The organism is Cohnella caldifontis, from assembly GCF_029360585.1.
Taxonomy (GTDB): Bacteria; Bacillota; Bacilli; order Paenibacillales; family Paenibacillaceae; genus Cohnella; species Cohnella caldifontis.
In genome coordinates this window covers 33,821-53,712 of the sequence record NZ_JAQZSJ010000028.1, presented here as the reverse complement: position 1 = coordinate 53,712, position 19,892 = coordinate 33,821, and the positions used below count along the sequence as shown (strand labels likewise).

Below are 19,892 nucleotides of genomic sequence, written 5' to 3'. Positions count from 1 at the left end.
AGGGGGAGTTGTGTAAGAAAGTTGCATAACTCTGCCTCAGAGGCGGGTTGAAGGAGGAGTTGTGTAAGAAAGTTACATAACTCTGCCTCAGAGGCGGGTTGAAGGAGGAGTTGTGTAAGAAAGTTACATAACTCTGCCTCAGAAGCGGGGTTGCAGGGGGAGTTGTGATAAAGTTACAGAAGTTCCGGAGGAACCGTACGACAACTTGGATGGTGCGGAGTCGGAGTGCCCTTCGGCATCGACTCGATTCCGTGATTCATCCTCCGTCATGGAAACCTCCTTCCCGAATCCCTTTTTTAACATAAAGGGGATTTTTTTATGTCCCGGTTCCTGTACAATGGAGGATATTGTTGGAATCTAGCGCAATTGAACTCAGGAGGTTGAGGGATTGAAAGTCCATAATCCGGGAATGAAGCTGACGGTCTGGACGCTGGCGGTCGCGATGATCGCTTCCCTGTTCGCGTTCATGGGCGGGGGGAAGGCGGCGGCGGCCGATTCGGCGGCGCTGGCAAGCCGGTTAGTCGAGCAACGGAAGGATCGTACGGGATTCGGCCAATACATGGCTTGGCAGCCGACGCAAGACGGAGGATACGCGGCGGCGATTTCGAACGGGACGAACTCTACCGTGGTTCGATTCGCCGCGGACGGCTCACAAAAGGGGCTCGTGACTTTCATAGGCCTGGATCAGGAGCGCTACGTCATTAATAGCTTGAATGAAGGCGCGGGTTCTACGATTCTCTTTTCCGGTTATCACCGCACGGATTTGAACACCGAGCTTTTTTATGGGGTCTTCGATTCGAACGGAAATTTGAAGTGGAAAAATATGATGAATATCGGCGGGACAGAGAAAGGCTCCGCCTCCGCGATATTGGACCTCGGCACGGCCGGATACATGATCGTGGGGGGAGCGCGCGATTCGTCGACGAACGCGCTCGAAGGGATCGTCGCCATCGTTAACGCAACAACGGGGGACATCACGAAGAGCGTGCGGTACCCGGGCGCCTACAGCCGCACGTTCAGCGACGCGATCCCCGCCTCCGACGGCAGCGGATACTTGCTTGCCGGCACGGATGCTTCGACGACCGATACGTCCCGGGGCTTGCTGGTGAAAGTGGACGGTACGGGGGAGAAAATATGGGAACAAATTTACCTTGCCGATGGCGGAAACAGCCAGTTGACACTGCAAGGAATCGCGGAAAATGCAACGCGTAATGGTTACGTGATGACAGGTAACGTTTTGCGTTCGTCGTACGAGCAGGATGTCGCTTTTCTCGAGACGGACGACGCCGGGACCCCGTTGAGGCTGCAAACCTGCTCGCACGCAGGGCCCCAGGTCGGGCTTGCCGTGACGCCGACAAAGGATGGCGGATATGCCATCGCCGGAGGGAATAACGGCGACGTTTCGGATGCCAGAGGGCTGCTGCTCAAGACCGACGCAGACGGCGCCGAACAGTGGATGAAAGAATTCGAGGGCACCCAGAATCTGCATGCCGTCGATCAACGTTCCGACGGAAGCTACCGGTTGGCCGGAGGTCTGGGCGATACGGCTTCGCTGATCGAAGTCCGGGTCGGGCAGCCGGCCGGGTTGACGATGGACGATACGAACAACACGTTGCAAGGCTTGACGGACGAAATGGAATATTCGGTAAACGGCGGTACCAGCTATCTCGCATTCGATCCCGCCCATCCGCCGCTCCTGGACGGCGATCTGGACATTCTTGTCCGCTATCGGGCAGGCAATGGGCTGGAGGCAGGCGAACCGAGGAAGTTCACGTACCACCGGAATCCCAGCATCGCCGGCGTCGAGCCGCTGTCCGTCATCGAGGCTGCGTATGGGACGCCGCTTTCGGCGCTTCCGCTGCCGCCGCGGGTCGGGATTACGCTGAGCGACGGCACGACGGGCGAAGCCGCCGTCGATTGGGAAGGAAGCGACCCGGTCTACGACAGCAGCCGACCCGGCACGTACGCGTTTTCGGGCACGCTCGCGCTGCCGGCCGGCGTGACGAACCCGTCCCAACTCAAGGCCGAGGTGCAAGTCCGGGTGGGTGACGCCGAGATCGCGGCGATTTCCCGGCTGTCCGTCATCGAAGCCGTGTATGGGACGCCGCGGTCTTCGCTGCCTTTGCCGCCTGTCGTTGAAGCGACCCTCAACGACGGCAGCAAAGCGAACGTGAGCATCGAGTGGGACATTGGCGCGCCGGCCTACGACGGCTATCGTCCCGGCACGTACGCGTTCTCCGGAACGCTGCTTCCGCCCGCAGGCATAAAGAATCCGCTGGGTTTGAAGGCGTCGGTTGACGTGAAGGTCGCCGAACCGGACACGCCTCCGCCGTCGACCGATCCCGGTTCAGATCCTGATCCCGGTTCCGATCCTGATCCTGGTTCAGGCTCTGGCTCAGGTTCCGATCCTGGTTCTGGAGCCGGTTCTGGTTCCGATTCCGATTCCGAAACGCCGCCGACCGATTCCCATACGACGGTGACGACCTGCGGCCCGGCGGGAACCTGCTCGGCTTCGTTCGGAGACGAGGTCGCCATCGAACTTCCGGATGGCTTGACCGAAGGGAGCTTCAAGCTGACGATCCGCAAGCTCGTGCCGCCGGCCGGCTTGATTCCCGAGGACATGCGGCCGCTGGGTCTCGTCTTCGAGCTGTCGAAAGATTTCGAAGGTCCCTTCAAGAAGCCGATAACGCTGAAGTTTAAATTCCAATCGGATCTTCTCGCAGCCGATCAACGCCCTGCGTTGTTCTACTATGACGAAACGGCGCGCCGCTGGATCGAGATTGAAGGGCGCGCGGAAGCGGGGGTATTCGTCGCGCAGGTCGACCATTTCACGAAGTTCGCGGTGTTCGGCGTGCCGAAGAAGGCCGAGGCGATTCCCGCGTCCGAATTCGCGGACGCGAAAGGGCATTGGGCGGCCGACCGAATCCGGGAAGCCGCGGCGCGCGGATTCGCGTCCGGATATGCGGACGGAAGCTTCAAGCCGGACCGGACCCTGACGCGCGCCGAGTTCGCCGCGATGCTGGTGCGGGCGCAACGTTCCGCGGATGGCGGCGCGGCTCCGTCCGCCGGGGAACTCGCGTTCTCCGATGCCGGCCGCATCGGGGCGTGGGCGAGACCGTTCGTGGCGGAAGCGGTTCGGCAGCGAGCCGTCGCCGGATACGAGGATGGAAGCTTCCGACCGGACCGGGCGGTGACCCGCGCCGAGATCGTCTCCATGATCGTTCGCGCCATGGACGTATCGACCTCCGGCGACAATCCGTCTGGAGCATTCGCCGACGCGGACCGGATTCCCCCATGGGCGGCACCCGCCGCCGCTGCCGCCAACCGGCTCGGTATCGCGCAAGGCCGGCCCGGCGGAGTTTTCGACCCGGATGCGCCCGTTACGCGCGCGGAAGCCGTCGTGATGCTGCTGAATATGCTGAGCATAAACCCATAGCTCGTCCAAGAGAAAGCCGTCCGGGCTTGATGCCGGGCGGCTTTTTCCATGCTCGGCATGCCCGGCTGCCGACGAAACGTCCGGCATCGGCGATACAGTGCCGCTTGGCGGAACGCCGCGTTAACGGGAACGATTCCGCTGATCGCTACCTAAGGATAGATCAATAATCCATGAGGATAGGTCATTGTTTTGAAGAAATCGATGCCTTATGATAGCTTCAAAGCAATTAAATGGAAACGCTGTCATCGAATCATAAAATTATCAAATTTTTATAGATTTGTTCGGATTAACCATCGAGAACCGAATGGGAAAAGATGGTTATGGGATAAGCATAAATTCGGATTTATAAATCAGAAAATTCTGAAATGTTATCGATAAACACACCACTAAAAACAGAGAAGGTGCCACCGTGCGTACACAAGCCTATAGCAGGAAAAGCGAGTCGATCCGAAAGTTCCTTTACATCTTGCCCTTTATGGTTCTGCTGGCCACTTTCGCTTATTTCCCGCTGTATGGATGGGTTTATGCGTTCTTCGATTACACGCCGCCGATTCCGTTGTCCCGATCGCCGTTCGTCGGGCTCAAGTGGTTTCATTCCTTGGTCGAAAACCAGGTCAAAATCGATCAGCTGCTTCAGGTCCTCAAGAACACGTTCGGCATGAGCGGTTTGATTCTGCTGTTTTCCTGGCTTCCCATGATTTTCGCCGTTTTCCTGAATGAAATCAAAGCGATGCGGTTTCGGAAGTTCGTGCAGACGGTCACCACCCTTCCGAACTTTATCAGCTGGGTGCTGGTCTACTCGCTGGCCTTCTCCATGTTCTCCAGCGAAGGAATGGTCAACGGGCTGCTGAAGCAATTGGGACTGACCGATTCCCCGATTCTGTTCCTGCAAAGCTCGGAACACGTTTGGATTACGATGTGGATGTGGATAACATGGAAGGCGTTGGGTTGGTCCGCCATCTTGTATATCGCGGCGATCACGGGGATCGACGACTCGCTCTACGAAGCGGCCCGCGTAGACGGCGCGACGAGAATGCAGCTGATCCGGCATGTCACGTTGCCCAGCCTGCTGCCGACCTATTTCGTCTTGTTGATGCTGCAAATCGCGAGCTTCCTGAATAATGGCATGGAGCAGTACTTCGTCTTTCAGAACGCGTTCAACAAAGATACGATCCAGGTTCTGGACCTTTACGTCTACAACTTGGCCATGGGGGGCGGCAGCTATTCCGTTTCCGTCGCGATCAGCATGCTGAAGAGCTTGATCAGCGTCGTGCTGCTCTTCTCCGTAAACGGCCTGTCCAAATGGTTTAGAGGAGAGAGCATCGTATGAGAAACGCCGTACGGGCAGGCGCTGCCGACAAAACGATTTCCGTATTGACCTATGCCCTGTTTGCCCTTTTCGCGCTGCTTTGCATGTACCCGTTTTACTACATCGTGATCAACACCATCAGCGCGAACGACGTCAGCGCCAGAGGAGACATCATCTTCCTCCCGCGGCAAATCCATTTCCAGAACTACTTGGACGTATTTAAAATACCGGGGTTGTGGAACGCGACCCTGATCTCGCTGGAGAGAACGCTGCTCGGGACCTCTTTGACGGTCGGGGCTTCCGCCTTCCTGGGATTCATGTTTACCCAGGAGGATATGTGGGGCCGGAAGTTCTGGTATCGCTTCACCGTGATCACCATGTTTTTCAATGCCGGGATCATCCCGTGGTACCTCACCATGAAGTCCTTGCATTTGACCAATAATTTCATGGCGTATGTTTTGCCGACCATCGTGGCTCCGTTCTTCATCATCCTGGTCAAGACGTTCGTGGAATCGACGCCGAAGGAATTGCAGCAGTCGGCCAGTATCGACGGGGCCGGGATCATGACGATCTTCTTCCGGATCATGCTGCCCATCTGCAAGCCCATATTGGCTACGGTGGCCATATTCGCGGCCGTGGACCAGTGGAACTCCTTCCAGGACACGCTGCTGCTGGTTACGGACAGCAAACTGTACAGCCTGCAGTTCATTCTCTACAACTACATCAATCAGGCGAGTTCGTTATCCACCATGGTGAACCTGCAGAATGCCGGTTCGACCGCGATGGCCAGTCTCGCAACAAAGCAAACCACGACGTCCATCCGGATGACGGTGACCATTATCGTCGTGGCGCCCATCTTGTTGGTCTATCCGATCTTCCAAAGGTTTTTCGTGAAGGGGATTATGATCGGCGCGGTGAAAGGTTAAGCTGCGCTGCGCCATTATAATAAATTACCAGATCTGGGGGATTGCGAATGAGCAAGAGAAGGCATGCGGTAAAAAAGGCGTCGGTGCTGTTCATTGCCAGCCTATTCGTGTTAACGGTCGCGTTAACCGGTTGTCAAAGCGGATCCAAAAACGAAGAGGCTTCGGCGGCACCCGGCTCCAGTCCGGCGGCATCCCAGGGCGACTCGGCGATCGATCACAGCAAGCCGCTGACCATTACCGTTTTCAGCAATGCGGCCAACTACCAAGGGGAGCAGACGGGTTGGTACGGCAAGCTTCTGAAGGACAAGTTCAACATCACCTTGAACATTCTGGCTCCGCAGGTCGCCGGCGATCAATTGTACAAGACGAGGACGGCGGCAGGGGATCTGGGCGATATTCTAGTGATCGACAACAGCCAGTTGGAAGAGTTGATACCGGCCGGCATGATCATGGATCTGACGGACAAGATCAAAAATACGAAATATTTGTCCCAATACGTAGACAAACATTTCAAGCCTTTCAACGCGGGATTCGACAAAGTGAATCCGGAAGGCAAGATATACGCGATGCCGACCTTCGAAGCGGATACTTCGCCAACGACTTACTCCGAGGATACGCCTTACTCCAGCCCGATCATGCCTTGGGATTATTACAAGGGCGTCGGAGCCCCCAAGCTGAACAACCTGAACGACCTTCTGAACGTCCTGAAGCAAATGCAACAGAAATATCCCAAAACGCCGGACGGCAAAACGATCGTTCCGATCACCTTGTGGAAGGATTGGGACGGCGGCACCGGCGCCATGGAAAACGTTCGCTGGATCAGCAACTGGTACGGTTATGAGAAGCCGGACGGCACAACGACGATCCAGTTGAACGCGAAGGGCGACATCGTGCCGATCATTGACGACAACAGCATGTACAAGAAGATTCTGCAATTCCTGTTTACCGCCAATCAGATGGGACTGGTCGACCCGGATTCCGCCTCTCAGGACTGGAATAAAGTGGCGGAGAAGCTGACCAACAAGCAAGTGCTTCTGTTGTGGTACTCCTGGCAGAGAGGGTTCTACAATTCCATTGAAAGAGGCAAGAACGGCGACGGGAACGTCGCGATTCCGATCGCGGACACGCATCTGATCCAGAGCAGCGACGCGTATTTCGGAAATGGCAGAGTATTCGCGATCGGTTCCAAAGCCAAGGATCCGGACCGGATTCTGGAGTTCCTGGATTGGTACGTGTCTCCGGAAGGATTGCGTTATTATACGAGCGGATTCGAAGGCTTTAACTACGAAAAGACGCCCGAAGGCAAGTTCAAGCTGACCGAAATCGGGCAAACCGCGTTCCAGAAAAACACGCCCGTGCCGGACGAGTACGGCGGAGGCGGGTACCAAGACGGACAGAGCAAAATCAACAGCATGATCATGAGCGATTTCGTCATTGATCCTGAAACCGGAGAGTTCTACAACAACAATTACTGGAGTTCGACGATCGAAGCGAATAAAACGGCGCTGACGACGGATTGGCAGAAGACGTTTAACGCAACGAACGCGACGGACTACTACATCAAGAACAACATGATCGATATCGTGCCGAATATCAATACCAGCCTCGGAAGCGATTCGTCGGACATCAAAAACAAACGCAGCCAGATTTCGGACTATGTGAAGAACACGTCCTGGAAGATGGTATTCGCCAAAAACCAAGCGGAGTTCGACCAGTTGTGGACCAAAATGAAGTCCGACGTGGAAGGTCTCGGTTGGAAAGATGTCGTTGCCGTAGATACGGAGAGAGCGCAAAAAATCGTGAAAATGCGCACAGAAGCGACAGCCGGCAAGTAAAATCATATATCGATAGGCTGCCTGAGGGATAGATATGACCCGTCATATCTATCCCTCTATTTTTCGCGCCTTCATTGCCGGGGAGGCCGTCTGAGAATAGATCAAAAAACGGTGAGGATCGTTCATTGTTTTGAAGAAAGCAAAGTTTTATGATAGCGAGACAGCTGAGTTGAAAGCGTTGCCAAGTTCAAACCGTGCTCCGCCTGATGAAAGGAGACCACAATCATGCTGAGAGTCGTAAGGGTTGAAAACGGAATCGTCCAAGGGCTGCCGGCGGCCGATCCCCGGATCACGAGCTTCAAAGGGATCCCGTTCGCCGCCCCGCCCGTCGGAGAGAACCGCTGGCGCGCCCCGCAGCCCGCCGAAGACTGGGAGGGCGTGCTCAAGGCGTACGAATTCGCGCCGGTTTCGATGCAAGTCCGGCAAGAGATCGACGTGAACAACATCTATACCCGCGAATGGGCCGTGGAGCCGGACATCGCCATGGATGAGGATTGCCTCTACCTCAACGTCTGGACGCCGGCCAACCGAGCCGATGAAAAGCTGCCGGTGTTCGTCTGGTATTTCGGCGGAGGCCTGCAGGTCGGCCATACGGCCGAAATGGAGTTCGACGGCGAGCGTATCGCCCGCAGAGGCATCGTCGTGGTCACGATCAACTACCGCCTGAACGTTTTCGGATTTTTAAGCCATCCCGAAATCACGGCGGAATCGCCGGAAGCGCCCGCGAACTTCGGCCACCTCGACCAACAGTTCGCGACGCGATGGGTCAAGCGCAACATCGCGGCGTTCGGCGGCGATCCGGACAACCTCACGATCGGCGGCCAATCCGCCGGCGGCGGCAGCGTCATGAACCAGCTCGCTTCGCCGCAGAACGAAGGGCTTTTCCAGAGGGCCATCGTCCAAAGCGGGATCTTCACGAAGCTGTACCCGGGAGCGCGCACGCCCCGATTCCTGCGGGATTTGAAAGAAGCAGAGGAAGACGGCGTCCGGTTTTTCGAATTTCTCGGCGTATCCTCGCTGGCGGAAGCCCGGAAGCTGGATGCGGTTTACCTTCGCGACAAGATGCTGGAGTACAAATCGTTCTGGGGCACCGTCGTCGATCAGGCGTTCTGCGTAGGAGACGCGTTCGAACGGTTCCTGCAAAACGAACGCTGGAAAGTGCCGGTGCTGCTGGGCCATACGTCATCCGAGTTTATCGGCGCTCCGGAGGTCCGCTCGCTGGACGAATTCAGAACGATGGCCGAGGGCTTGTTCGGCGAAGACGCCGACGAGTTTCTGGCGCTGTGCGACGCGTTATCGGGCAATCTCGAAGAGGCCGTGCGCAAAGCTTCGGTGTGTGGAATCGAATACGCGATCCGGATCGCCGGGCAAGCCAATGCCGATACCGGAGCCCGTCTCCCCCTGTACTATTACCATTTCGACGCGGAGATCCCGGGGTGGGATCGCCCCGGTGCGTTCCACTCGGTGGATCTCTGGTTCTTCTTCGAGACGCTCGCCAAATGCTGGCGGCCGTTCGTCGGCAAGCATTACGACCTGGCCCGCCGAATGTGCAATTACTGGGCCAACTTCATCCGTTCCGGCGATCCGAACGGCCAAGATTCCACCGGAGAAGAGATGCCGCGGTGGGAGCCTTATACGCCCGAGGCGCCTTACGGCATGCGGTTCGCGGACACAGCCGAGTTTTACCGGGAACAGCCGAGCGAGATCATGAGGTTCCTGGTTCGGCAATATTTCAAGAAAAACAAGACGGCTTCGCTTCCGGAATGATCGTCTACCCCAAGGAGGACGCGCGATGAAACTCGAAAACGGCAGCTATGCTTTGGTCTTTCAAGAAGGCGGAGTCGAAGTTCGGAAAAACGGCCAACGGCTCTATTTCAACAAACGGCCCATGTTCTGTGGCCGTAAACTTCGGGCATTACGGCAGCTTTCAGTCGATGATGCGAGACGTCTGGCGGGTCGCTTACGATCGCCTTCGCGATCAATTGTTCGAAGTGGATAACGAAGCCCATTTCCACAACTGCATGAAGATTTTGACCCGATACACGCGGCAGTACGGAGACTCGTACGGGCTGCCCTTTGCCTGCCAATTGCCCGACATGGATATCTCATGCGTGTCTTTCCAATTCGGCTTCGTCGGGCAGCAGCCCGGGATCGGCTATCAACTGCTGCGGTACGGCGACAAGGAAAACGACCCCGAAGCCTATGACAAAGGCGTGAGCGTGATCGATTTCTGGGTGCGGACGGCCATGACCGAATCCGGCTTGCCGCACATGTGCTATAACCCCAACATCCGGGGGTTCGAGCCGTATCCGCATTACGTGCGGATGCTGGCCGACGGGATCGAGGCCATCCTGGACGCTTACCTCTACATGCGAGGGAAAGGCATCGAGAAGCCCGCATGGCTGGAGTTCTGCCGGAAGACCGCCGATTGGCTCGTGAACGTCCAGAACGAAGACGGCAGCTTTTACCGCGCGTATCATACCGACGGTTCCATCCGCATGGACTCGAAAGCCAACACGCCCAGCGTGATCCGTTTCCTGGTGTTGTTCCACCTCGTGACCGGCGAAGAAAAATACCGGACCGCCGCGCTCCGGGCCGGCGAGTGGTCTTACGATAACGTCTATTCGAACATGGAATACCGGGGCGGCACCTGCGACAACTCCGACATCCAGGACAAAGAGGCCGGCATTTACGCTTTGTTCGGCTTCCTGGCCCTTTATGATCTGACCGGCGGGGACCGATGGCTGGAGGGGGCGATCGGCGCCGCCGACTATACCGAGACTTGGACCTATGCTTGGACGTTCCCGGTACGTACGCCTTGGCCGAAACATCCTTTCAACCGGTATTCCATCAGCGGTCAGAGCATCATCACGATCGGCGGGGGAGCCGACGTGTATATGGCCGCCTGCTCGTACACGTATTACAGGCTTTACGTGATCACCGGCGACGAGCATTACCTGGATTTCGCCGAGTTTATCCATAAGAACACCCGGCAGTCCAACGACGTGGACGGCAGCGCCGGATATATCATGCCCGGCCTCGGGCACGAGAGCGGCAACTTCATCGGCCAAACCCTGCAAAGCCACTATCATTGGCTGCCTTGGTGCACCTATGTGGAAGTCGACCCCTCATCCAGGCTATATGACACTTTCGGAGGTTACGAGATCGCCGACGCGCAAAAGCTCAGCCCGGACGAGAGGGCGAGAAGGAACCGCATCTACGACTCATTCGCGAGGGGAACGAAATAATCCGGGATCCATCGAAACGGAAGGCGCCAACTGATGCAATCGCGAGGTTAGCCCGTTTCGCCGTTCATGACGGAGTGTCCGATGCGGCCTGCGCGACCGCGATTTCGTCGGCATGCTTGAGGTATTTTCTCGGCGTACATCCGGTTGCTTGTTTGAACTGCCGGCAGAAATGCTCCACGTTGCGATAACCGCATTGAAACGCGACTTCGGCAATGCTTTGGGAGCCGTGGAGCAAATATTCTTTGGCCAGCCGGATTCGACTGTTGATGACGTCGTCCATGCAGGAGATGCCGAACGTCTTTTTGTAAAGGGTCTGCAGATAGCCCGGGCTGGTCCGGACGAAGTCCGCCATTTTCGGAACGGTCCAATGATCGCCCGGGTTGCCCTGAATCGCGGAGCGAAGCCTCAGAAGATTGTAGTAATGGGGCGTAATGCCGTCTTGGAAGTAGGATTCGAGCAGTTTGTTGAACAGGGTCCTCAGCAGACAATCGATGGAGGATTTCTTGTAGTCCCGATTGAAGTTGTGCTCGATGACCAGCAGTTCGAACAGCTTGTGGCAATAATCCGGATCGTTGAGCGAAAACGGGACGCCGAACGGCAGCGACGTTTTCGTCACGTAAGGTTCGTCGGATTCGAAGCGGATCCAATTGTTGACGTATCGATCGGCGCAGGCCCGATAATAGATTTTCTGATTCGCGCGATAGAGGATGGCGCTGTATGGCGGGTATTCCCGGAGTTCCCCGTTCACCCAGAATTGGGCGGGCGTCTTGGTGATGACCAGAAGCCAGCAGTGATGGCCTTGAGGAATGTCGAAAACGAAATTGCCGGCGTGCGCAGCATCGCATTCTACGTAGTAGATATGGTTCATTCGTTATTCTTCCTCTCGCTTTCGTCTTGGGGAGTCGTTGACGAACGGCGGCGGGTCATCCATCCCCCGCGTGCTTTTGATAGTTTTTCGGAGCCAATCCGGTTACTCGCTTGAACTGCCGGCAGAAGTGCTCCACGTGGCGATAACCGCATCGGAAAGCGACTTCGGCGATAATGGGGGAGCCGTGCATCAAATACTCTTTGGCCAATCGGATCCGGCTGTTGATGACGTCGTCCATGCAGGAAATGCCGAACGTCCTTTTGTAGACGGTCTGCAGGTAGCCCGGGCTGATCCGGAGAAATTCCGCCATTTTCGGAACCGTCCAGGAATCCGCCGGGTTGTTCCGAATGGCCGCGCGAAGCCTTAGAAGATTGTAATATTGCGGCGTGACGCCGTCTTGGAAGCAGGATTCCAGCAGTTTGTTGAACAACGTTCGGAGCAGACAGTCGATGGAGGATTCCCGGTAATCCCGATTGAAGTGGTGTTCGTTGACCAGCAATTCGAACAGCTTGTGGCAATAGTCCGGATCGCCGAGGGAAAAAGGAACGCCGAAGGGGAGCGACGATTCCGTAATGAAGGGTTCGTCGGATACGAAACGCAGCCAGTTGTTGATATAATGCTCGCCGCAAGCTCTATAATACACTTTCTGATGCGGACGGTAGAGGACGGCGCTGTGGGGAGGGTATTCCTTGAGCTCGCCCTCGACCCAGAATAGAGCGGGAGTTTTGGTGACGACAAGCAGCCAGTGGTGGCCTTCGGGAACGTCAAGAACGAAATGGCGATCGTGTACGGCGTCGCATACGGCATAGTAGATATGGGTCATCCGCATCCTCCTTCGAACGGTCGCGACTCCCTATCATCCTAATCTTATATTAGAGAATTGCCTCGAAAAGACAATATCGGGAACGAAAGCGGCATTCCGATCGGGTTCGAACTTCAAAACGAACCGGATTGATTCCGCTTTCAAAGACGTCAATAACGGGTAACGATGTAAAAAGTTGCACATTGTAGCGCTTTCATTCGAATCCCTATAATGAATGCGTATTCAAGGAAAGACATGGATGCTACTCATCACGCATAGGGGGAATGGGAATGGAAAGCAAATCCGGCAAGAAGCGCCTCGTCCATGGACTGGCGCTGCTGATGGCGACGGCGCTCGTGCTGTCGGCGTGCAGCGGCAACGGAAAAAGCGGCGAGGCAAGCGGCTCGCCCAGCGCGCAAACCCAGCAGAGCTCGCCCAGCGCGAGCGGCGATTCCGCGGGAGGAAACGAAACGGCAATCGATCCGCTGGGCAAGTACGACCCGCCGATCGAAGTGACGACCGTTCGGAACCTGAGCGACGTCGTCGAGAATAACGTACTCGGCGTTCTGAAGGGCGAAACGCTGGAAGACAACCGGTGGTCCCGGCTGTACGAAGAGCAGCTCGGCATCAAAATCAAATACGATTGGGTCGTGAAGGGCAACCCGGAGTCGGACCAATACCAGCAGAAGATGAACGTGACGCTGGCGTCCGGCGAGCTGCCGGATTTCCTGCCGGTCAACGCGATCCAACTGAAGCAGTTGGCGGAGTCCGACATGATCGAAGACATGACGGATTTGTACGAGAAATACGCTTCGCCGCTCCTGAAAGACATCCTGTCGCAGGAAGGCAGCGGCCCGTTCGACGCCGCGACGCTGAACGGCAAGCTGATGGCCGTCCCGCAGGTGGAGCCTTCGATCGAGAGGGCCATGTTCATCTGGGTTCGCACCGATTGGCTGGAAAAGGTCGGGCTCCAGCCTCCGAAGACGATGGCGGACGTGCTCGCGATCGCGAAAGCGTTCTCCGAGAACGACCCGGACGGCAACGGCAAGAAGGATACGGTCGGTCTCGGCTTGACCAAAGGCCTCTGGGGCGGATCGATGGGATTGGAAGGGTTCATGGCCGGCTACAAGGCTTATCCGAACATCTGGATCGAAGGCCCGGACGGCAAGCTCGCGTTCGGCAGCATCCAGCCGGAAGTGAAAAAAGCGCTTCAGGTGCTTCAGGACATGATGAAGAACGGCCAGCTCGACAAGGAATTCGGCATCAAGGACGGCGGCAAAGTGGCCGAGGATATTACGGCGGGCAAGCTGGGTTTGGAGTACGGGGAGCAATGGAACTCCATCTGGCCGCTCCAGCTGAACAAGGATAACGATCCCAAGGCGCAGTGGCGCGCGTTCCCCATCGTTACGGAGGACGGCAGCAAGGCGATGGTGCCGGAAAAGTTCAGCACCACGAAGTTCTTCGCCGTCCGCAAAGGCGCCAAGCATCCGGAAGCGGTCATCAAACTGTTCAATATGCACGTGGAGAAGAACTGGGGCGAAACCGCCGAGTTCGACAAGTATTACGCGCCGAAAGAAGCGGAAAGCGTATGGCAGCTGTCTCCGGTTACTCCGGCGCCTCCGAAGAAGAACGTCACGGCGTTCCGCGAAATCGACGCGGCGCGCAAAGCCGGCGACTTCTCGAAGCTTACGGGCGAACCGAAGACGATTCAGGAAAAGATCGACCTGTACAACTCCGGCTCCAAGGAAGGCTTCGCGGTATGGGGCTGGGAGCGCATCTACGGACCGGAAGGTTCGATGGGCATTACCGACCAGTACGACAAGAACGACCAGTTCCTGATCGATAAATTCGTCGGGGCGCCGACGCCGACGATGGTCGAACGGAAAGCGACGCTCGAGAAAATGCAGAACGAGACGTTCGTCAAGATCATTCTCGGCCAATCGATCGACGAATTCGACAAATTCGTGGCCGACTGGAAGAAGCTTGGCGGCGACAAGATTACGCAAGAAGTCAACGAGTGGTACGCATCGACGAAGAAGTAAAGGCGAGCAGGGGAGACGGGCGCCGATGCGCCGGCTTCCCTGCTTCTTGTCACTGGAGACGGAGAGGAGCGTTGCATGATGAACGGAAAGATGCGGAGGGAGCTCCCCCTGCACTTCATGATCGTACCGGGCTTGTTGTTTATCGCGGTTTTTTCTTACGTACCCATGGCCGGCATCGTCATTGCCTTTCAGAAGTTCATTCCGGCCAGAGGCTTGTTCGGGCATCAGAAATGGGTCGGCTGGGACAATTTCGACTATGTCATGGATCTGCCCAGCTTCACCCAAGTGCTCTGGAACACGTTGTACATCTCCAGCTTCAAGCTGGTGCTCGGGCTGGTCGTGCCGATCGTTTTCGCGATCTTGCTGAACGAATTAAAGAACGAGGTCGTCAAACGATCCGTCCAAACGACCATCTACCTTCCCTATTTCCTGTCCTGGGTCGTGCTCGGCGGCATTCTGATCGACCTGCTGTCCCCTTCTACGGGCCTCGTGAACCAGGTGCTGAAATCGTTCGGCCTCGAACCGATCTTTTTCCTGGGGGACAATAAGTGGTTTCCGACCACGCTCATCGTATCGGACATCTGGAAAAACTTCGGCTACGGCACCATCGTGTATTTGGCCGCCATTACGGGGATCGATCCGGGCTTGTACGAAGCGGCCACGATCGACGGCGCGAACCGCTGGAAGAAGGCGTGGCACATCACGCTGCCCGGCATGCGCATGGTCATCGTCCTGCTGTCCGTGCTCAGTTTGGGACAGCTCCTGAACGCCGGCTTCGACCAAGTGTTCAATCTGTACAGTCCCCAGGTCTACGAGAGCGGCGACATTCTGGACACGTTCGTCTACCGGATCGGCTTGCTGGATGCCCAATACGGAGTGGCGACGGCCGTCGGCTTCTTCAAATCGATCGTGTCGTTCATTCTGATCGGAAGCGCGTACTTCTTCGCGTATCGGTTCGCCAAATACAGAATCTTCTAGGAGGTCCCCCTATGCCCGGCTCATCGATGAAACCCGCGGCTGCCGTGCAGTCCGGCTCCTGGAAAGCCGGCAAGCGGCTCGACTGGTTCGCCGCCGCCAATACGGCGTTCCTGATCGTGGTCGCGCTGCTGTGCGTACTGCCGCTTATCCATATTATCGCGGTGTCATTCAGTTCGAGTACCGCCGCTTCCGCCGGCTACGTGAAGCTTTGGCCGGTCGACTTTACGTTTGCCTCCTACGAATTCACCGCGGGACGGGAAGGGTTCTGGCGGTCGATGCTCGTGTCGCTCGAGCGGATCGCCATCGGAACGCCGCTTAACCTGCTGCTGACCATCATGATTGCCTACCCGTTATCGAAAGAAAGCCACGGCTTTCGTTTCCGTCTCGTTTACGCCTGGGTTTTCTTTTTGACGATGCTGTTCCACGGCGGCTTGATTCCCTGGTACATTACGATCAAGCAGCTGGGCTTGCTCGATTCCATCTGGGCGCTCGTGCTGCCGAGCGCGGTTCCGATCTTCAGCGTCGTGCTGCTGCTGAATTTCTTCCGCGAAGTCCCCAAGGAGCTGGAAGAGTCCGCCGTGATCGACGGCGCGAACCAGTGGACGACGTTATGGCGGATTTTCGTCCCGATCTCCAAGCCGGCGATTGCCACGCTCGCCTTGTTCTCGATGGTCGAGCATTGGAACAGCTGGTTCGACGGACTCATCCTGATGGGGAATCCGGAACACTACCCGCTGCAAAGCTTCATTCAGACGATCGTCATTCAGCTCAACTTCGGGTCGATGTCGCGCGAAGACGTGCTGAATTTGACGCTGATCTCGGATCGGACGCTCAAATCGTCGCAGATTTTTCTCGGCTCCTTGCCGATTCTGGCCGCGTATCCGTTCCTGCAAAAATATTTCGTCAAAGGCATCGTGCTCGGCAGCGTGAAAGGATAAAAGGAGTTGAATGCGGAACGGACGTGTCCGATACTAGAGAAAAAGACCGGGGGAGACAACGTTGATCATGCGGCGCGAATTCTCGTTGCGCAATACGATCTTTATCCGGCTGGTCACCACGTTCGTTCTGATCATGCTGCCGATCATCCTATTGGGCGTATACATCTACAATTGGGGTATCCGCACCGCGAGCGAGGATATTTCCAAGACGGCCGTCTCGCAAATCTCCGTCTACTTGAGCGATCTCGAGAACGAAATCGAACGGATGAAGCTGCTTCAGTACGGCTTGTTGGAAGACTCCGATCTGAACAAGCTGTCCATTGCCTGGGAGACGATGGACGATATCGGGCGAACGGAAAAAATCCAGTCGGTGCTGAACCGGATCTTCTCCCTGCAAAACAGCAGCAAATACATCTACAATGTCAGCGTCCATATCCGGCCCATCTCCAAAACGCTTTCCTCCCTGAACGGTGCGGGCCGGTTCGAAGAGGAGCGGTATCGGACGATCCGAACGGAATTCGGGGAAAGCGGAACGAAGCTGATCGAGTGGAAGGGCGACCTGTACCTCAGCGCGGCGAAGCTGAGCGCGGCCAACGAGAAAAATCCGCTTTTCACCATCGAAATCGAGCTGGACAACCGCAAGCTGAAACAGGCGCTCCAGCAGTTCAATACGTATCCGGACAGCAGCACCGTCCTCTTCCTGGGCCGGTCCGGTTTCGCGATCGGCAGCGGTTCCGCGAACGGGATGGCGGAAAGCGAAAAAGAACGGCTCGCGGGAATTCCGGTAGGCGGATCGGACACCCTGCAGCTGGCCGATCGCCGTTATTTCGTCTCGCATGCCTACTCCGATCGGCTGGACATGTCCATTTACCGTTTCATCCCGGAGCAGATCGTCCGCAAGCCGCTGGACAAATTCTATAAATGGGCGTGGCTATTCGCGTCCGGCGCGCTCGCCATCATCGCCGTATATGCCCTCTCGACTTACAAGTTCATCCACAAACCGCTGCTGAAGCTGGTTAAAGGCTTCCGCCGTTTGGAAAACGGCGATCTCGACCAGACCATCGCGCACGACGCCAACGACGAGTTCCGCTACATTTATACCCGCTTCAACCAGATGGTGGTCAATTTGCGCATGTTGATCGACCAAGCGTACAAACAGAAAATCATGGCGCAGCGAGCGGAGCTGAAGCAGCTGCAGTCCCAGATCAACCCCCATTTTCTGTATAACAGCTTCTTTATCCTGAACACGATGGCCAAGACGGGCGACACCGAGCGGATCGAGCAGTTCACGACGATGCTCGGGGAATACTTTCAGTTCGTGACCCGCAACGCTTCCGACGAAGTGACGCTCGATCAGGAGATCCGCCACGCGAGAATGTACGCCGAAATCCAGGAAATGCGCTTCTCCAGGCGCATCCGGGTCCGGTTCGACGAATTGCCCGCGGAACTGGAACCGGTGAAGGTGCCCCGTTTGATCGTGCAGCCCATCATCGAGAACGCGTTCGAACACAGCCTGGAGAAAATGGCCCGGGGCGGCTTGATCGTCATCCGATTCGAACGGGAAGCGGGCTGGGCCTCCATCGTGGTCGAAGATAACGGCAACCGGTTAAGCGAGAGCGACCTTAGGCGAATTTCCCAAATGCTGTCGCAAGAAGACGAGAGTTCCGAGACGACCGGAATCGTGAATATCCATCGCCGGATCGCCATTACGTTCGGCGAGGGGAGCGGATTGCAAGCGTCCCGGGGCGATCTTGGCGGCCTCAAGGTGAAGATCCGGGTGCCGCTTGGGGAGGGGGAAATCCTTGTATAGACTGCTCGTCGTCGACGACGAAGATATCATCACCGACGGAGTGACCGATATCCTCAGCGCTTTGGAAATCCCGGATCTTGATCTTTGCAAGGCGTATTCGGGAAGCGAGGCGCTGGATTGGCTGACCCGAACGAGAATCGATATCGTGCTTACGGACATCCGCATGCCGGAAATCGACGGACTGGAACTGATGGACCTGATCCGCCGGAACTGGCCGAGATGCCGGATTATTTTCCTGACCGGATACAACGACTTCGATCCCGTCTATAAAGCCATCCAAACGGCAGGGGTCCGTTTCCTGTTGAAATCGGAAGGGTATCCCAAAATCGTCCAAGCCGTAAAGGATACGATCCGGGAGCTGGATGAGGATTTGCGGATCGACGACCTCATGGAGCAGGTCCGCAGCCAACGCAACACGCTGGAAGCGCTGGCGCACGGGGATTATTTCCGCCATGCGCTTTTCGGCGCGGGACGCGGCGCGGTTTCGACCCGCTCGGAAGATTTCCGCAAGCTGAAGATTCCGCTCGATCCCCTGCAGCCGGTCCTTCTCGTCTTGGGCAGCTTGATCGGGATTCCGTCCATACCTTCCTACGCCGACCGGCAGGAAGCGGCGCTCGCCGTCAAACTGCTCGGGGACCATTACCTGCGCGACATGACGAAGTCCGTCGGCATCATCGACCGGTTCGGGGATCCGATGTGGCTCATCCAGCCGGATGCCGGGATCTCGGAGGACTATCGGACCGGCGAAAGCCTGGCTCGTTTTCTCGAGGGCACGTTAGAGCTGATCCAGGCGGCTTGTTTGGAAACGCTGGGCATGGAGACGGCCTTCACGATCTGCGACGTGCCGTTCGAATGGGACTCGCTTCCCCAAGCGTACGAATGGATTCGGCAGCTGCAGCACGACCGGGTGGGAGACGGGGCCAGCATGGTGATGACCGTATCGGCGGAGCAAGCGGTGTCGTCCGTCCCGGGCGGAGATCGGCCGACGGCCGAAAAGTTCGAGTTGCTTGCGGGTCACCTGGAAGGCGGGCGCGAAGACGCGTTCATGGGCCTCTTGAAAGAACTTTCGGAACCTGTCTACGGCCGGCGGATGACCAACGTCATCCAGGTGATGGAACTGTTTTATTCGGTTGCGCTCGTCATTCTGTCCTACGTGAACCGGCGGCAGCTGCACGGCGAGATCCCGGCGGCCGGCCTGATGCGGTTCGATTCGTTCGCCTCCTGGCAGGAGGGCTTCGATTATCTCGCCCGTACGGCGGAAACGCTGTTCGCGCTGAGGCGCCGTTCCGAGAGCCATCGGGCCGCGGGCGCCGTGGAGCGGATTTGCGCGTTCATCGAAGGGCATCTGGGCGAGGATCTTTCCCTTGTCCGGCTCGCGGGCCGTTTCCATTTCAACCCCTCGTATCTCTCCCGCCTGTTCAAACAGGAATGCGGCACGAATCTGTCCGAATACATCGACGAAGCCCGAATCCGGAAGGCGAAGGAACTGCTGGCCAGGGCCGATCTGAAAATCCATGAAATCGGGGAGCGGGTCGGTTACGAGGCGCCGCATTCCTTCACGCGTTTCTTCAAGAAGACGACCGGCGTGAGTCCCCAAGCGTATCGCGATGCGGCGAGGAATACCATCTAAGCATTCATCAATAATCGATGAGTATCGATCATTGTTTTGGGGATATCGATCATTTAAGATAGCTTCATCT

13 protein-coding genes are annotated in these 19,892 nt (G+C 56.8%); 11 read left to right on the top strand and 2 right to left on the bottom strand.

What is annotated here, in order from left to right; all coding sequences use genetic code 11:
• Positions 1–388: 388 nt before the first annotated feature.
• The 6 genes from PTZ19_RS23925 (at position 389) to PTZ19_RS23900 (ending at position 10,754) form a co-directional block, all read left to right on the top strand.
• A complete protein-coding gene (locus tag PTZ19_RS23925; protein WP_276358150.1) occupies positions 389–3,436 on the top strand; it encodes a DUF4073 domain-containing protein in 3,048 nt (1,015 codons plus the stop codon).
• Between the two features lie 409 nt (positions 3,437–3,845).
• Entirely contained in the window at positions 3,846–4,766 is a 921-nt protein-coding gene (locus tag PTZ19_RS23920; protein WP_276358149.1) for an ABC transporter permease subunit, read from the top strand.
• Positions 4,763–5,671, top strand: a complete 909-nt coding sequence (locus PTZ19_RS23915) for a carbohydrate ABC transporter permease (protein WP_276358147.1) — start codon at positions 4,763–4,765, stop codon at positions 5,669–5,671. The genes PTZ19_RS23920 and PTZ19_RS23915 overlap by 4 nt, the downstream gene beginning before the upstream one ends.
• 47 nt (positions 5,672–5,718) lie before the next feature.
• A complete protein-coding gene (locus PTZ19_RS23910) occupies positions 5,719–7,506 on the top strand; it encodes a type 2 periplasmic-binding domain-containing protein (RefSeq protein ID WP_276358146.1) in 1,788 nt (595 codons plus the stop codon).
• Positions 7,507–7,731: 225 nt separating this feature from the next.
• Positions 7,732–9,273, top strand: coding sequence for a carboxylesterase/lipase family protein (locus tag PTZ19_RS23905; protein ID WP_276358144.1), 1,542 nt, complete (start codon positions 7,732–7,734; stop codon positions 9,271–9,273).
• A gap of 167 nt (positions 9,274–9,440) precedes the next feature.
• Positions 9,441–10,754, top strand: coding sequence for a glycoside hydrolase family protein (locus PTZ19_RS23900; RefSeq protein WP_276358143.1), 1,314 nt, complete (start codon positions 9,441–9,443; stop codon positions 10,752–10,754).
• Positions 10,755–10,818: 64 nt separating this feature from the next.
• Here the strand turns inward: PTZ19_RS23900 and PTZ19_RS23895 are convergent, their stop codons facing one another.
• Both PTZ19_RS23895 and PTZ19_RS23890 read right to left on the bottom strand, forming a co-directional pair.
• Positions 10,819–11,622: an AraC family transcriptional regulator gene (locus PTZ19_RS23895; protein ID WP_276358142.1), complete on the bottom strand. Its 804-nt coding sequence runs from the start codon at positions 11,620–11,622 to the stop codon at positions 10,819–10,821.
• Positions 11,623–11,677: 55 nt separating this feature from the next.
• The gene (locus PTZ19_RS23890) at positions 11,678–12,445 is read right to left on the bottom strand and encodes a helix-turn-helix transcriptional regulator (RefSeq protein ID WP_276358141.1); all 768 of its coding nucleotides are present in this window, start codon (positions 12,443–12,445) and stop codon (positions 11,678–11,680) included.
• Between the two features lie 269 nt (positions 12,446–12,714).
• On the opposite strand from PTZ19_RS23890, the gene PTZ19_RS23885 reads away from it, so the two are divergent.
• From PTZ19_RS23885 to PTZ19_RS23865, 5 genes are all read left to right on the top strand, one after another.
• Positions 12,715–14,466: an extracellular solute-binding protein gene (locus tag PTZ19_RS23885; RefSeq protein ID WP_276358140.1), complete on the top strand. Its 1,752-nt coding sequence runs from the start codon at positions 12,715–12,717 to the stop codon at positions 14,464–14,466.
• 78 nt (positions 14,467–14,544) lie between these two features.
• Positions 14,545–15,444 carry an ABC transporter permease gene (locus PTZ19_RS23880; protein WP_276358139.1) on the top strand — a complete coding sequence of 300 codons (900 nt, stop codon included), beginning with the start codon at positions 14,545–14,547 and terminating at the stop codon, positions 15,442–15,444.
• A 26-nt stretch (positions 15,445–15,470) separates the two neighbouring features.
• On the top strand, positions 15,471–16,382 hold the full coding sequence (locus PTZ19_RS23875) for a carbohydrate ABC transporter permease (RefSeq protein ID WP_422615043.1): 912 nt from the start codon (positions 15,471–15,473) through the stop codon (positions 16,380–16,382).
• 67 nt (positions 16,383–16,449) lie between these two features.
• Positions 16,450–18,192 (top strand): sensor histidine kinase, encoded by a 1,743-nt coding sequence (locus PTZ19_RS23870; protein WP_276358136.1) that lies wholly within the window; start codon positions 16,450–16,452, stop codon positions 18,190–18,192.
• A complete protein-coding gene (locus PTZ19_RS23865) occupies positions 18,185–19,822 on the top strand; it encodes a helix-turn-helix domain-containing protein (protein WP_276358135.1) in 1,638 nt (545 codons plus the stop codon). Before PTZ19_RS23870 ends, PTZ19_RS23865 begins: the two co-directional genes overlap by 8 nt.
• The last annotated feature ends 70 nt before the right edge of the window (positions 19,823–19,892 follow it).